Raw genomic sequence first — 13,361 nt, 5'->3', positions numbered from 1 at the left:
AGATGAGTCCATCTGAACGCAGCGTGCTCTAAAGCCAGCCCAGGCTCTTCTCCCGCTGCGAGCCGCGCGCGAGGACGAAGATCACGAGCCCCGCCGCCGCGACGCCGACCAGCATGGTGGCATAGGCCGCCGCCATGCCGACATCGCCGGAGAGCGATTGCTGGTAGGCGGCGATCGGCAGGGTGCGCGTGGTGCCGGTATAGAGCACGATCGAGGCCGAAAGCTCCGAGAAGACCTCGACCCAGGCGATCGCCGCACCCGCCAGGATGCCCGGGCGCATCAGCGGCGCCATGACGCGGCGGAAGCCGCGCAAGGGTGGCTCGCCCAGGGAGCGCGAGGCATCCTCCAGCCCCGCATCGATCTGGTAGACGATGCCCGCCGAGGCGCGCGTCATGTAGGGCAGGCGGCGCACGAAATAGACCGTGACGATGATCGTCGCCGTGCCGGTCAGCAGCAGCGGCGGCTCGTTGAACACGGTGGCGTAGCCGATGCCCAGCACCGTGCCCGGCACGACATAGGGGATCATGATCAGCGAATCGAGCAGCCGCGTCATCGGCCCCGAGCGCCGCGCGATGACATAGCCGATCGCGGCACCGACAAGGACGATCAGCAGCAGCGCGAGCCCGGCGAAGACCAGGCTGTTCCACAGCGCATCGCCCATCGCCCCGATGGCGCGCCGGTAGTTCTCCAGCGTCAGGACCGGCTGGAAGACCACGCCGCGCACCTCGAGGAAGGAACACAGCGTCACCACGATCTGCGGCGTGCTGGCGAGGGCCACCAGCGCCGTGGTGCCCAGCCCCATCAGCAGGCTCGCCCCGCCGCCGAGCCGCGTCGGCGCGCCGCCGCCACCCCCGTCATCGGCCACGTTCCGCCGGCCGGAGAACAGCCGCAGCGCCACCACCAGCGCCATCGCGATCACCACCAGCACCGCGCAGGTCGTCGCCGCCATGCCCGGCTCGGCGCCGATCTCGGAGAGGTAGAGCGAGAAGGCGAGGGTGGCGAGCACCGGGAAGCGCTCGCCCTCGCCCAGGATGGAGGGCGTGCCGAAATCCGAGATGATGCCCAGGAACACCAGCAGCGCCGCGGTGAGCAGCGAGGGCAGGATCAGCGGCAGCGTCACCGTGCGGATCACGCCGAACCGCCCGCGCCCGAGGCTGGCCGCCGCATCCTCGAGCGTGCGGTTCACGCGCGCGAGTCCGCCGCGCACCACCAGGAACACCACCGGATACAGCGCGAAGGCGCTGGCGAGCGAAATGCCGAAGGCGCCGTAGATCGGCGGCAGGTTGATGCCGATCTCGCGCGCGGCCTCCGTCACCAGGCCCGAGCGGCCGAACAGCATGATCCAGGCATAGGCGCCCACGAAGGGCGGTGAGAGCATGGACAGCAGGATCGCCACCTCGATCCACGCCTTGCCCGCGAAATCATAGCGCGCGAAGGCGAGCGCGAGCGGCACGCCGATCAGCAGCGCCAGCACCGTGCCCATCGCGCCCACCAGCAGGCTGTTGGTCAGGGCCCGGCGGAAATAGGAGGAGCCGAAGAAGGTCTGGAAATTCTCCAGCCCGAATTCGCCGCTCTCCTGGCCGATCAGGCTCTGCCGCCCGAGTTCGGCCAGCGGCCAGGCGACGAAGACCAGCATGAAGGCCACGGTGGCGAGCGCGATGGCGCTCCACGGATCGCGCCGGAAGCGCGCCAACAGCCCGCCGGTCATGTCAGCCTGGCGCCATCCGCCTCGCCGAAGAGCAGCAGCCGCGCCGGATCGAAGGCGAGGCGGATCTCCGCCCCTTCCGGCGGCAGGTCGAGCCCGCTCGGCAGGTCGGCCTCGACCACGGCGCCATCCGTCAGGGCGCATTTCACGCGCGTGCGCGGGCCGAGATAGGCGCGGCTGACCACGCGCGCGGCGAGGCAGGCGCCCGGCGCATCGGCCTCGACCGCGAGGCGCAGATCCTCGTTGCGCAGCGCCGCGCGCGCCGCGCCTTCGGCCTGCGGGCCGAGCGCGGGCAAAGGGCAGGGCGCGGCATCGCCGATGCACACGGCCATCGCCGCCCCCTCGCGCCGCAGCCGCCCGGCGAGCCAGTTGCAGCCGCCCACGAACTCCGCGACGAAGGCATGGGCGGGTGCTTCGAAGATCGCGCGCGGCGTGCCGAGTTGCAGCAGCCGCCCGCGCTCCATCACCGCGATGCGGTCGGAGATCGCCAGTGCCTCTTCCTGGTCATGCGTGACGTAGATGGTGGTGATGCCCATCTCGCGCTGCATGTGGCGGATCTCGTCACGCATCTCGATGCGCAGCTTGGCGTCCAGGTTGGAGAGCGGCTCATCCATCAGCAGCAGGTCGGGCTCGATCACCATCGCGCGGGCGAGCCCCACGCGCTGCTTCTGCCCGCCCGAGAGCGCGTCCGGATAGCGTTCCGACAGCGCATCGAGCCGCACGCGCGCGAGGGCCGCCGCCACGCGCTGTGCCGAGGCCTCGCGCCCCACGCCGCGCGCGCGCAGGCCATAGGCCACGTTGTCGCGCACGCTGAGGTGCGGGAACACGGCGTAGCTCTGGAACACCATGCCGAAATTGCGCGCCTCGGGCGGCATGTCGTCGAGCGCGCGCCCGCCCAGGCGCAGCGTGCCGGCCTCCTGCCGCAGGAAGCCCGCGATGATGCGCAGCAGCGTCGTCTTGCCGCAGCCCGAGGGGCCGAGCAGCGTCAGCAGCTCGCCCCGCGCGGCGGCGAGGGAGACATGATCGAGCGCGGTGAAGGCGCCGAAGCGCTTGACCAGCCCCGCGACCTCGAGATGCGCGGGGCCGGCCACGCCCTCAGCGGCGGACAAGGCGGAGATAGCGGTTCAGCAGGTCGCGCTGGCGGGCATTCGACCACTCGACCGGGATGTTCTTGATCGGCAGTTGCGCGGGCGCCAGCGCCCCGGCGGGCGGGGCGACGTCGGTGCGGATCGGCCGGCGGCTGAAGCGCTCCACGATCAGCCGCTGCCCCTCGGCGGAGGCGACGTAGTCGATCAGCGCGCGCCCGCCATCCGGGTTCGGGCCGCCGGCGACGAGCGCCATCGCATCGGCGGCGAAGGTGATGCCCTCCCGCGGGTAGGTGATGCGCACCGGCGCACCGCCATCGATGAAGCGCTGCGCGAAATCCTCGAGCGTGAGGCCGATGGCGTATTCGCCCTGCGCCACGCCGCGCGGCACGGCGCCGGAGGAGCCGGTGATGACGAAGTTCTCGACCATGCGCTCGAACAGGCGCCAGCCCTCGTCATCGCCGAAATTGTAGACCACCTGCATCATCTGCTGCAGCGCGGAGCCCGAGCGGTCGGCGCCGGCGAAGGCGATCCTGCCCTTCCACTTCGGGTCGGCCAGCGCGGCCCAGGTGTGCGGGATCTCCGCTTCCGGCACCAGGCGGGTGTTCACCGCGAGCACGGTGGGAATGGTGACCGAGAAGGGGATGTAGTTCGGGCTGACCTTCAGCGCCGGCAGGATCGCCGCGTCCTCGCGCGGCGTGTAGCGCGTGAAGACAGCCGGGTTGGCGTCCACCGATTCGCCGCCCACCGAGATCACGACATCGGCCAGCGGGCGTGCGCGCTCGGCCAGGATGCGGCGCACGAGTTCACCCGAGCCGGCGGCGACGACCTGCACCTCGCTGCCTGTCGCGGCGCGGAAGCCCGGCGCCAGCGCGGTGACACCTTCCGAGAAGGCGGTGTAGGCGACGACGTTGCGCGCCTGCGCCTGCGTCCGCCCGGCAGCGCCGAACAGGCCGGCCAGGGCAAGGCCAAGGGTTGAGCGACGACGCGCAATCATGATCAGCCTCTCGGATTGTTGTGCTTGCTGCCGACATAGCCAAGAAACCCCCCGCTTGGCCAGCGACCTGCGTGCGGCACGCGCGGTTCAGGCCGCGATGGTGCCCGGCAGCGGCGTGGCGGCATCGGCCAGCAGGGCGGGACCGTAGAGGCGGGGGATGTCGTTATGCGCGGCCCCCGTGATCACCACCCGCCGCCGCGGCCCGGCCAGCCCCTGCCGCGCCAGCCCGGCGGCGAGGCGCCGCGCCGCGCCCTGGTTGGCCTGCGCGGCGATGGCGACCAGCGCGGCGGGCGGCGCCCCGCGGGCCTCGGCGGCGCTGCGCGCCGTGATCCAGCGCAGGGCGGCGACAGGGTCGCCATAGAGCGCGTCATGGAAATGCGCCTCGTCGATCCGCGCCGCGCTGCCGGCGAGTGCGGCCTGCAGGCCGCCGCCACCGCCCGAATGGGCGGTGAGCACCAGGCGCGTCACCGGTGGCAGGCCCGGGCCGAAGGCGGAGAGCGCCTCGCTCACCACCGCCTCCAGCCCGCCGGGCGTGGCGGTGGCCGGCCAGTCGAAGGCGCCCGGACGGCGCACGGGCCGGCCGCGGATCATCATCGCGACGGTGGGCGGGGCGCCCCCCAGCACCAGGCCGCTGCCATGCAGGCGGGAGGCGAGGCGCAGCCCCTCCGGCCCGGCGAAGCCGTGATAATGCACCACCACGCGCAGATCGGTGGCGCCGCGCGGCAGGCTGTTCCAGCGCAGCACCACATCCGGTTCGCCCGGGATCGGGTCGTGGCCGGCAAGCGCGGCGAGGCGCGGCAGGCTGGCCTCCCCCCCGCCGCGCGCCAGCCCGCCGGGACCGCCCGTGGCGCAGCCGGCCAGCGCGGGCAGGGCGAGCAGCAGGGCGCGGCGGGGCTGCGGCGGGCGGTTCACCGGCACGGCCCGGCTCAGCTCAGCTCGAGCCGCCGCCAGGCGAGGCGCGCCTGCAGCACCAGCGCCGCCGCGTAGTAGTCCGGCGCATTGCCGATGCGCGGCATGGCCGCCGCCTGGCCGCGCGTGCCCAGCGCCGCGGCGCAGAGCCGCGCGATGGCGATCACGCCGGAGGAGGCCGGATAGGGTGCCAACTGGGCCGTGCGCAAATCCGTCCAGGCCGGGATCGCCCGGTGGTCCGGCGAGGTCCAGAAGCCCAGGCAGGAGGCGACGGTGGGGTGCTGTGCCTCCCCGCCCCACACCAGGTTCAGCGGCACGCGGATGGCGTCGAAGGAAAAGCGCGCGGGCCAGTTCGGCGCCGGGATCAGGTACATGTCCTCGTGGCGGATCTCGAGCCAGTCGGGCGGCAGCGACCAGCGGCCGAAGCGCGCCTGCCGCAGCATCTCCAGCCCATCCTTCAGCAGCCGGTCCCAGGCGGGGTCGCTGGTTTCCTCCATCAGCACCTGCATCGCGGGCAGGACATAGTAGGAAGGGTTGACCACCGTCTTGCCGCGCGCCTGGAAGCCATAGGCGCCGGGCAGCAGCAGCAGGGCGGAGCCGACTCGCGCCGTGCACAGCCGCAGGATGTCCCGCCCGATCGCGATCCCCCGGCGCCGGTAATCGGCATTGCGCCAGCGCCGCCCGGCCTCGATCAGGGACCAGGCGATGAAAAGATCGCCATCCTTGGCGTTGTTCGGGTCCGTCACCGGGGTCTGCGCGTCGGGCTGGTAACGCCAGGAGCACAGCTCGTCACCGCGCCGCTTGAGGTTGCCCATCGTCCAGTTGAGCATCCGCGCGAAGCTGCCCTGGTCGTCGGCCTGCACCGAGGCGAGCATCGCATAGCCCTGCCCCTCGGTGTGGGAAACGTTGCGGTTGCCGGTATCGACGATGCGCCCCTCGGGGGCGAGGAAGCGGCGGCGGAAATCGTTCCAATCCTCACCCGGCGTGCCGAGCGGGCTCTGTGCCGGGGCCGGGGCGGCGGTCGAGGCGGCGAGCAGGGCGGCGCCCGCCAGGGCCCGGCGGCCCAGCGCAGGAGAGGCCAGGGCGCGTGACATGCCTGTCATGGGGGCACGGCCGCCCTTCCGGCGATGCCGCCGAAGGCCCATATGACCTGTATCAAAGCGCGGGCGTGCCGATGTGCTATACTCGCCCGCGTGGAACCCGGAGGGTCGCCCGATGCGACACAGCTTCCTTGCCCTGTCCCTGGCCTGTTTGCTTGCCACGGCGATGGCGGCCGCACCGCGGGCTCAGGATGCCGGATCACCATCGGCCGCCAACCCGATGCCCGTGCTGAGCGCGGCCCGGCAACTGGAACTGGACATGTCCGCCGGCGAGGTCGTGGACTCCATGGTCGCGCAGGGCTTCGCCATCGACATGGCGGTGGACCTGCCGCCGGATGGGCTGACGCGCATGCTGCTCGCCGTGCCCGAGGACAATGATTGCATCCCGCGCGGCGCGCCCTTCGTCTGCCCCGCGATCCGCGTCTTCCTGCTGAACGATCCGCAGCGCGGGCATCGCGTGACGCGAATCGAATCCTTCCAGCCGCTCGACTCCGGGCTTTCCGTCGCGGGCGTGTTCGAGCGCGTGGCCGCCAGCCTCGGCCCCCCGCTCCAGACCGAGATGTGGCCCGAGCAGGTGCGCGGCGGCGCCGTGGTGGTCTGGCGGCAGCGCTGGCGCGAGGAACTGACGGAAGGCCCGCTGACCGAGGTGGTCGTGACGCAGGAAGCGCCCACCCGGCCGGGGCTTGGCCTGTCGGACCCCAACGCACCGGCGATCGGCGTGGGCTTCATCCTGGCCGATACCGAGACCGAGGGCGCCTTCGCGGCCGTGCGCCGCCGGCTGCGCCCGCAGCGCTGAGCGGGAGGCCGGGACCTTCACCGGAACAGGACCGGTGAGGGTAGCGGCGCGCCGAAATAGCGCTGGTGGATGTCGCCGAGGCTGCCATCGGCGCTGCGCAGGAACAGGAAGGTGTTGATGAAGCGCAGCAGGTCGTGCTCACCCTGCCGCACGGCGATGCCGTGCCGCAAGGTCACGAGATCCAGCGCGCGCTCCAGTTCGCCGCCGGGCTGGCTCATCAGGATCGAGCGCAACTCCCAGTCATAGCTCAGCGCCGCATCCACGGTGCCGGCGAACAGTGCCTCCAGCCCCGCGGCGGTATCGGGGAACAGGACCACCTGTGAACTGCTGCCGAAGCGCTCCTGCACGATCTCCGCGGCGATCGTGCCGATCGGCACGCCGATGCGCCGGCCGACCAAATCCCGGAGCGTGCGGATATCCCCGCCTCGGCGCGTCGCGAGGCTCGCCGTGATCGAGCCGTGGGAGGACGCGAAGGCCACCCGCCGCAGGGTCGCGGGCGTGATGGGCAGGCCGGCGACCAGCACATCCACCCGCCCGCTGACCAGGGCGGGCACGCGGTCATCCACCTGCAGCGGGATCAGGCGCAGGTTCACGCCCAGATCCGCCGCGAGCAGCCGCGCCAGCGCCACCTCCGACCCGTCCGGCGCGCCCATGTCGCCATAGCCGCCCCAGGGCGGCAATTGCAGGAAGACCCCGATCCGCACGAGGTTGCCCCCCCGGATCGCCAGCAGGTCGCCCGACATGTGGGCGCGCGCGGCGGCGGGCAGGGCCAGGCCGAGGCCCGCCAACATCTGGCGGCGGCCCAGGCGCGGCACGGGGCAGGGGGTGGGGCGCGGCGGGCTCAAAAGAAGGGCACCATCACCAGGGGGCGATCGAGGAAGTCGCGATGCAGCACGGCGAGTCGCCCGTCGCGGCGGGCAAGGTAGAACAAGGCGTTGATAACCCGCAGCAGCGTGTGATTGCCATAGGGCAGGGCAGGCCCGATCCAGGCCTGGCCGAGATCGAGCTTCACCTCCAGCCCGCTGCGCCGTTCCAGCACCTGCCGCGCCATGTAGTCAGGCAGGATGGCGGCGTCCGCCTGGCCGGCGATCAGCGCCCGTTCGGCGGCTGGCGCGCTGGCCACCGGCAAGAATTGCGCGCGCAAGCGACGGGTGGTGCCGTCCAGCGCTGCGCTCCAGCGCTGCGGCAGGGTGGCGATGGTGAAGCCCGTCAGATCCTCCGGCCGTTGGATCGACAGGCTGCGGCGGGAGATCAGCACGTGGTGGAAGCTGGCGAAGGGGTCGGCCAGCATCACCTCCCGCGCCAGGGTGATGCTGGCCGGCGGCGCGCTGACCAGCAGGTCGATGCGCCCGGCGAGCAGGGCCACGTCGCCGTCGATCTTGGTGACGGGCACGATCTCCAGTTCCAGGCCCAGGCTCTCGGTCACCAGCCGGGCGATGGCCGGGGCCAGGCCATCCGGCGCGCCCGACGCCGTGCGGAAGGCCATGGGCGTGTCGTCGAAATCGATTCCCGCGCGCAGCCGCCCCGCGGCCCGAAGCAGGTCCAGCGAGTGGTCGCTCGCCAGGGCCGGCATGGCGGCCGCGGCGCCAAGCAGCCCGAGCAGCCCGCGCCGGGTCGCGCCGCTTCTGGCCTGCAGGAGGCTCATCGGCCGCCCGTCCGCGCGGTGTTTTCCAGCCGGCTCCAGGTGAGGCGCGAGAGGCCCACGGCGTCGGCAGGAGTCAGGCGCCCGGCGATGGCTTCCCGCCAGATCTCGTTCATCGCCGCCTGCCAACTGGCATACCAGGGCGCCCAGACGCTCTTGGCGCGCAGCCGCAGGCGCTGCTCCTGCAGGATGTCGGCAGAACCCGCCGCATTGGCATTGAAGCGGCGCACCGCCGGGTCGTCCGCCAGCGGCAGGGCGCAGGAAGGCAGGCCGAGGTCGAGCAGCATGGTCTTCTGCAGGCGGTAGGCGCCGGTCCAGTCCCGGCCACCGAAGGCGGCCATGAAGGCGCTGGCCGCCGCGCGTCGCGCAGGGACCGATTTGGCCGCCGCGCTCATCGCGTAGAAGCGCAGCCAGCCCTGGCTGTAATGCCCGGTGGCGCCGCCGCCATTGGGCATCAGCGCGGCACGGAAGGCGCCGGCCGCCGGCGAGTTGTCGCGGTCGTTCAGCCGCATCAGCCGGTAGCTGGGCAGCAGGGTGAAGGCGTGGTCGCCCTCGGCGAAGTCGCGGAACACCTCCTCCTCGCTCATCTCCATCGCCTGCGACGGCATGATCCGCTGGTGGTGGATGGCGTCATGCAGGAAGGTGAGGGCCTCGCGCATCGGCCGGTCGGACGCGCCCGGCCCCTGCAGATTGGCTGGCACGGGGGCCATGCCGCCGAAGCTCGCCAGCAGGGCGATGATGATCTCGATCAGCCAGGGGTCGGCGGCCAGCGGGATGAGCAGCGGCTCCTCGCACAGCCCGCGCGACTGCAGCGACTGGCTCTGGTGGACCAGCTCGTCCCAGCTTGCCGGCGGCCGGGCGATTCCGGCGCGGTCCAGCAGCGCGCGGTTGTAGATCAGCGCGATGTGGTCGGTGTAGTAGGCCAGACCGTATTGCCGGCCCTGCAGGGTCATGGTCTGGGTGCAGAAGGGCAGGGCCTCGGCGTTGAAGCGGGTCAGCTCCGGCAGGTCGTCGATCGGGGCGATCAGCCCGGCGGCGGCGAATTCCGCGAGGTTGGTGTCGGCCACCCAGAGCACGTCGGGCTGCGTGCCGGAGGCCAGGCGGTTCAGTGCCGTGGCGCGATAGGTGGACCAGGGCACGTGCTGGTGCATCACGCGCAGGCCCGTGGCCTCGGTGAAGCCTGAAATATGTTCGCGCAGCGTGTCCAGCGCCGCGGTCCAGCTCAGGAAGGTGACGCTGCGTCGGGCTTGCGCCCGTGCCAGTCCAGGCAGGGCGAAGGTGGCGGTGGTGCCGAGCAGGGCGCGGCGACCGGTTGAGGGTAGGTTCAGGGCGGGGGGCACGTTCATTCGGGCAGCTCTCCGCTCAAAGAAGTTCCAGGTCCGGTGCTGGCAGCCCGAAGTGCTGCCGGTGCAACTGCGCCAGCCGCCCGGAATGGCGCGCGAGGGCCAGCACGGTGTTGATGGTGCGCAGCAGGTCATGCTGGCCATGCGCGATCGCGATGCCATGCGGCAGCGCCATGGCCACGAAATGCTGGGTCAGCGCGAGGTCGGGGTTGCGTTCGCGCAGGTTTCGCAGATGCCAGCGATTGACCATGACATCGTCGATCTCGCGCGCACGGAGCATCGCCTCCAGTTGCAGGAGCCCGTTCACCGGGATCACCTCGACGCTGTCGAGCGGGAAGCCCATTTCCGTCAGTGCGGCGGCATAGGGCACGGTGGCGCCGAGGCGGCGCCCGCCCATCTGCAGCCAGTTGCGGCGGCGCGGGCCGATGCCCAGCACCGGCACATCCACGGTGGTGATCGGCGTGGCGAACATCGTCTGCCGCAGCGTCCACGGCACGACCAGCGGCATCAGCCCGATATCGGCGCGGCCGGAGATGACGTCACCGAGCACCCCGCCGGCGGGGCTGGGCAGGATTTCCAGCTGAAGGTCGATGCCCGCGGCGATCAGCTCGGCGATGGCCTGGGTGAAGGCGTCGAGCTGGAAGGCGGCGGGGCGAGGGTCGGACGGGGTGGGCGGGACCAGGGCAGCCAGCACGGCGCAGCGCAACGTGCCGCGGGCCACGGCCTGGGAGAGGCGGTTTCCGGCGGTCTCGGCATTTGCGAGGCCCGGAAGGGCGAATGCCGCCGTCGCGGCAAGGAAGGCACGTCTGGAAGGTGCAGCCCGGCCAGAGAGACTCATCGCGCTTCGACCCGTGATTTCGCCTCAGCTTATGCACGCAGACTGGACCGGCTCCTTGATCGAGCGCAAGCCGGGGGCACAAAACAAAAAAGCGGCCCGGCGATGACCGGGCCGCGAGAGCCGTATCAGATTTCATATCGCGGCGGCGGGCGCTGCCCGCCACCGCCCGTCTCAGGCAGCCTCGGAGAGCGAGGCCAGGGCCGGGCGGGGCGCGCCCTGGGTGATGGCGATGCGCCGGGGCTTCAGCGCCTCGGGCACCACGCGCTTCAGCGCCACATGCAGCAGCCCGTGCTCGAGCTGCGCGCCCTCGACCACGATGTGGTCGGCGAGGACGAATCGACGCTCGAAGGCGCGCCCGGCGATGCCGCGATAGAGCACGCGGCCCGGCTCGGCCGGGGGCGTCGCGGGCGCCTTGCCGGCGATGGCGAGGGTGTTCTCATGCGCCGTCACCTCGATGTCCTCGGGGCCGAAGCCGGCCACGGCCATCGTCAGGACATAGCTGTCCTCGGCGGTCTTCTCGATGTTGTAGGGCGGGTAGCTCGCCCCTTCCGCGGCGGAGCGGGCGGATTCCGCGAGACGTGCCATGCGGTCGAAGCCGATGGCGGTGCGGAACAAGGGCGCGAAATCGAAATTCGTCATGGGGACCCCCTTCGGGAAGCAAGGTCGTTGCGCTTTCCACCCGTGCCGTGGCCCCCATGCGGGCGACCTGGAGCGGATGGCACCGTCAGCCCCGATCGGGCACCGCCGGCAGTGGGGAGGTGGGTAGGGTGCTGAACCGGTTCAAGACCCCGCCCCGGCTGGGTCGAACCGCGCCTCAGAGCGCGCGGGCGAGCAGGGCGCGATAGGCCGGATCCTCGCGCAGCGCCTCGGCCTCGGCGGCGATGTCCCTCGGCAGGGCGGTGGGCGGGGTTGGGCGGGGCGGCGTGAAGATCGCCGCTGCCGCCTCGGCCAGCGCGGCGGGTGGCATCCGAAGCCCCAGCACCGCCAGGAGACGTTCGAAGTTCGCCGCCAGCAGCGCCGAGTCGGCGACCCGGAAGAAAGGCTCATAGGCCAGGACGGTCATGCGCGCGCCCCAGCGGGGCAGGTTGGCGCGCACGCGGGCGACGCTGGCCTTCCACTCCAGGAGCGCAGCCGCGGCCCCGGCCTCGGCGCGCCAGGTGTCGGCCGGGTTGTCGGCGCGCTGCTGCCAGGATCGGGCGACATCGACGGGGTCGCGGAAGATCGCCAGCACCTGCACGGCCGGGAAGGCCTGCAGGACATGCGGGAAGCGGCGATAGAGATAGGGGATCTTGTCGCCCACCACGCGGATCGTCGCGTCGGCGGCGAATTTGCCGGCGAGATGGGTGTTCGGGTTGTTGCTGTCCTCGGGCCGGATGTCGAGGAAGCGGGCCGGTGCGAACAAGGCCGGCTGGAACTCCGCCAGACGCCGACCGAAGACGTATTTGTAGCGTTCCAGCCCCAACGCCACGGCGGGGTGCTGGTTCAGCAGCCGCCCCAGTGCGGTCGTGCCCGAACGCGGGCAGCCGCACACGAAGAGAAACCGTGGGTCCCCGGGGCAGGAGGCCAGGCTGGCCTCCTCCGGCACGGCGGCCACCGTTACGCCGCCCGGGGGGCGGTGCCTTGGCCTCAGCTCGACTTGCGCACGCCGATGCCGGCGAACTTCTTGTTGAACTTGGCGATCTGCCCGCCCGTGTCCATCACGCGCTGCTGGCCGGTCCAGGCCGGGTGCGACTTCGGGTCGATGTCGAGGCGGATGGTGTCGCCTTCCTTCCCGTAGCAGGAGCGCGTGGTGAAGGTGGTGCCATCGGTCATGATGATGTTGATGGTGTGGTAGTCGGGGTGGATGTCGGACTTCATCGGGGCGCTCACGGATCATGGGCCCGCCGACGGTGACCGGCAGGCACGGGAGCGGCGCGTATAGGCGAGGATTTCCGCCCGTGCAACCGGGCGCGCGTCTTGCCCGGCTCCGGCGCCGGACTTAGCGTCCGGCCCGATGCAAGGAAGGATCGCGGATATGCGGGGCAGGGCCGGCTCGATCATCGCCACGGGCGGCGCATGAGTCCCGCGCGTTCGCCCACCGATCCGGCGCGGCCGCTCAATATCCTCAGCATCCAGTCCTGGGTCTCCTATGGCCATGTGGGCAACGCCTCGGCGGTGTTTCCGCTGCAGCGCCTGGGGGCGGAGGTCTGGGCGGTGAACACGGTGCAGTTCTCCAACCACACCGGCTATGGCGCCTGGCGCGGCCAGGTCTTCGGGCGGGAGCTGATCCAGGAGCTGATCGAGGGCATCGCCGAGCGCGGCGTGCTGCCGGACTGCGATGCCGTGCTCTCGGGCTACATGGGCGCGGCCGAGATCGGCGAGACCATCCTCGCCGCCGCCACGCGCGTGAAGCAGGCCAATGGCGCGGCGATGTATTGCTGCGACCCGGTGATCGGCGATGTCGGGCGGGGCGTCTTCGTCCGCCCGGGGATCCCGGAATTCATGCGTGACCGGGCCGTGCCGGTGGCCGACATCCTCACCCCCAACCAGTTCGAGCTGGAATGGCTGACCGGCGCCACCGTCACCACGCTGGCGGAGGCCAAGCGCGCGGTGGCGCAGCTGCAGGCCCGCGGGCCGCGCTGCGTGCTGGTGACCTCGCTGCGCACCGAGGACACGCCCGCGGATGCGATGGATCTGCTGGCGGGGGAGGAGGGCGCCTTCTGGCGCCTGCGCACGCCGCTGCTGCCGGTGAGCGTGAACGGCGCGGGCGATGCCATCGCCGCCCTGTTCCTGTTCCACCGGCTGCGCGCCGGTGAGGCGCGCACCGCGCTCTCCGCCGCGGCCTCGAGCATCCATGGCCTGCTGCGCCGCACGGCGGAGGCGGGGTCGCGGGAGATCCTCTCGGTCGCGGCGCAGGAGGAATTCGTCACGCCGAGCCGGGTGTTCCGCGCGGAGGCGTGCTGAACC

14 protein-coding genes are annotated in these 13,361 nt (G+C 71.9%); 2 read left to right on the top strand and 12 right to left on the bottom strand.

Translation table 11 applies throughout. From position 1 onward, the window contains the following. Positions 1–28: 28 nt before the first annotated feature. The 5 genes from AC2D9U_RS20905 to AC2D9U_RS20885 form a co-directional block, all read right to left on the bottom strand. Positions 29–1,708, bottom strand: coding sequence for an ABC transporter permease (locus AC2D9U_RS20905; RefSeq protein WP_484752550.1), 1,680 nt, complete (start codon positions 1,706–1,708; stop codon positions 29–31). Next, positions 1,705–2,814, bottom strand: a complete 1,110-nt coding sequence (locus tag AC2D9U_RS20900; protein WP_484752548.1) for an ABC transporter ATP-binding protein — start codon at positions 2,812–2,814, stop codon at positions 1,705–1,707. The genes AC2D9U_RS20905 and AC2D9U_RS20900 overlap by 4 nt, the downstream gene beginning before the upstream one ends. Further along, complete coding sequence (locus tag AC2D9U_RS20895) at positions 2,801–3,787, bottom strand: extracellular solute-binding protein (RefSeq protein ID WP_484752546.1); 987 nt, start codon at positions 3,785–3,787, stop codon at positions 2,801–2,803. Before AC2D9U_RS20895 ends, AC2D9U_RS20900 begins: the two co-directional genes overlap by 14 nt. Positions 3,788–3,874: 87 nt before the next feature. Beyond that, the gene (locus tag AC2D9U_RS20890; protein ID WP_484752544.1) at positions 3,875–4,705 is read right to left on the bottom strand and encodes a hypothetical protein; all 831 of its coding nucleotides are present in this window, start codon (positions 4,703–4,705) and stop codon (positions 3,875–3,877) included. A gap of 8 nt (positions 4,706–4,713) precedes the next feature. Continuing rightward, positions 4,714–5,790 carry a family 8 glycosyl hydrolase gene (locus tag AC2D9U_RS20885; RefSeq protein WP_484752542.1) on the bottom strand — a complete coding sequence of 359 codons (1,077 nt, stop codon included), beginning with the start codon at positions 5,788–5,790 and terminating at the stop codon, positions 4,714–4,716. A 226-nt stretch (positions 5,791–6,016) separates the two neighbouring features. Between AC2D9U_RS20885 and AC2D9U_RS20880 the strand changes: the two genes are divergently transcribed. Then, the gene (locus tag AC2D9U_RS20880) at positions 6,017–6,592 is read left to right on the top strand and encodes a hypothetical protein (RefSeq protein ID WP_484752540.1); all 576 of its coding nucleotides are present in this window, start codon (positions 6,017–6,019) and stop codon (positions 6,590–6,592) included. Positions 6,593–6,609: 17 nt separating this feature from the next. Here AC2D9U_RS20880 and AC2D9U_RS20875 read toward each other — a convergent pair whose 3' ends face one another. From AC2D9U_RS20875 to rpmE, 7 genes are all read right to left on the bottom strand, one after another. Next, positions 6,610–7,407 (bottom strand): transporter substrate-binding domain-containing protein, encoded by a 798-nt coding sequence (locus AC2D9U_RS20875; protein ID WP_484752538.1) that lies wholly within the window; start codon positions 7,405–7,407, stop codon positions 6,610–6,612. A gap of 26 nt (positions 7,408–7,433) precedes the next feature. Next, positions 7,434–8,237 carry a transporter substrate-binding domain-containing protein gene (locus tag AC2D9U_RS20870; protein ID WP_484752536.1) on the bottom strand — a complete coding sequence of 268 codons (804 nt, stop codon included), beginning with the start codon at positions 8,235–8,237 and terminating at the stop codon, positions 7,434–7,436. After that, entirely contained in the window at positions 8,234–9,580 is a 1,347-nt protein-coding gene (locus tag AC2D9U_RS20865) for an ABC transporter substrate-binding protein (protein ID WP_484752534.1), read from the bottom strand. The genes AC2D9U_RS20870 and AC2D9U_RS20865 overlap by 4 nt, the downstream gene beginning before the upstream one ends. Before the next feature lie 16 nt (positions 9,581–9,596). Then, positions 9,597–10,298 (bottom strand): substrate-binding periplasmic protein, encoded by a 702-nt coding sequence (locus AC2D9U_RS20860; protein WP_484752532.1) that lies wholly within the window; start codon positions 10,296–10,298, stop codon positions 9,597–9,599. A 288-nt stretch (positions 10,299–10,586) separates the two neighbouring features. After that, complete coding sequence (locus AC2D9U_RS20855) at positions 10,587–11,054, bottom strand: Hsp20 family protein (RefSeq protein WP_484752530.1); 468 nt, start codon at positions 11,052–11,054, stop codon at positions 10,587–10,589. Positions 11,055–11,229: 175 nt separating this feature from the next. Beyond that, a complete protein-coding gene (locus AC2D9U_RS20850; protein ID WP_484752528.1) occupies positions 11,230–12,009 on the bottom strand; it encodes a sulfotransferase family protein in 780 nt (259 codons plus the stop codon). A 32-nt stretch (positions 12,010–12,041) separates the two neighbouring features. After that, the gene (rpmE, locus tag AC2D9U_RS20845) at positions 12,042–12,272 is read right to left on the bottom strand and encodes a 50S ribosomal protein L31 (RefSeq protein ID WP_484752526.1); all 231 of its coding nucleotides are present in this window, start codon (positions 12,270–12,272) and stop codon (positions 12,042–12,044) included. Positions 12,273–12,470: 198 nt separating this feature from the next. On the opposite strand from rpmE, the gene pdxY reads away from it, so the two are divergent. Continuing rightward, positions 12,471–13,358: a pyridoxal kinase PdxY gene (gene pdxY / locus AC2D9U_RS20840; RefSeq protein WP_484752524.1), complete on the top strand. Its 888-nt coding sequence runs from the start codon at positions 12,471–12,473 to the stop codon at positions 13,356–13,358. Positions 13,359–13,361: the final 3 nt, after the last annotated feature.

It is taken from the genome of Roseomonas sp. TF40 (genome assembly GCF_057219975.1).
This window is presented reverse-complemented; position numbering and strand designations above follow the sequence as displayed.

Coding starts and splice junctions, on each gene's coding strand:
- AC2D9U_RS20905 (WP_484752550.1), bottom strand. CDS start 1,708: ATGACCGGCGGGCTGTTGGCGCGCTTCCGGCGCGATCCGTGGAGCGCC.
- AC2D9U_RS20895 (WP_484752546.1), bottom strand. CDS start 3,787: ATGATTGCGCGTCGTCGCTCAACCCTTGGCCTTGCCCTGGCCGGCCTG.
- AC2D9U_RS20885 (WP_484752542.1), bottom strand. CDS start 5,790: ATGTCACGCGCCCTGGCCTCTCCTGCGCTGGGCCGCCGGGCCCTGGCG.
- AC2D9U_RS20880 (WP_484752540.1), top strand. CDS start 6,017: ATGCCCGTGCTGAGCGCGGCCCGGCAACTGGAACTGGACATGTCCGCC.
- AC2D9U_RS20870 (WP_484752536.1), bottom strand. CDS start 8,237: ATGAGCCTCCTGCAGGCCAGAAGCGGCGCGACCCGGCGCGGGCTGCTC.
- AC2D9U_RS20865 (WP_484752534.1), bottom strand. CDS start 9,580: ATGAACGTGCCCCCCGCCCTGAACCTACCCTCAACCGGTCGCCGCGCC.
- AC2D9U_RS20855 (WP_484752530.1), bottom strand. CDS start 11,054: ATGACGAATTTCGATTTCGCGCCCTTGTTCCGCACCGCCATCGGCTTC.
- rpmE (WP_484752526.1), bottom strand. CDS start 12,272: ATGAAGTCCGACATCCACCCCGACTACCACACCATCAACATCATCATG.
- pdxY (WP_484752524.1), top strand. CDS start 12,471: ATGAGTCCCGCGCGTTCGCCCACCGATCCGGCGCGGCCGCTCAATATC.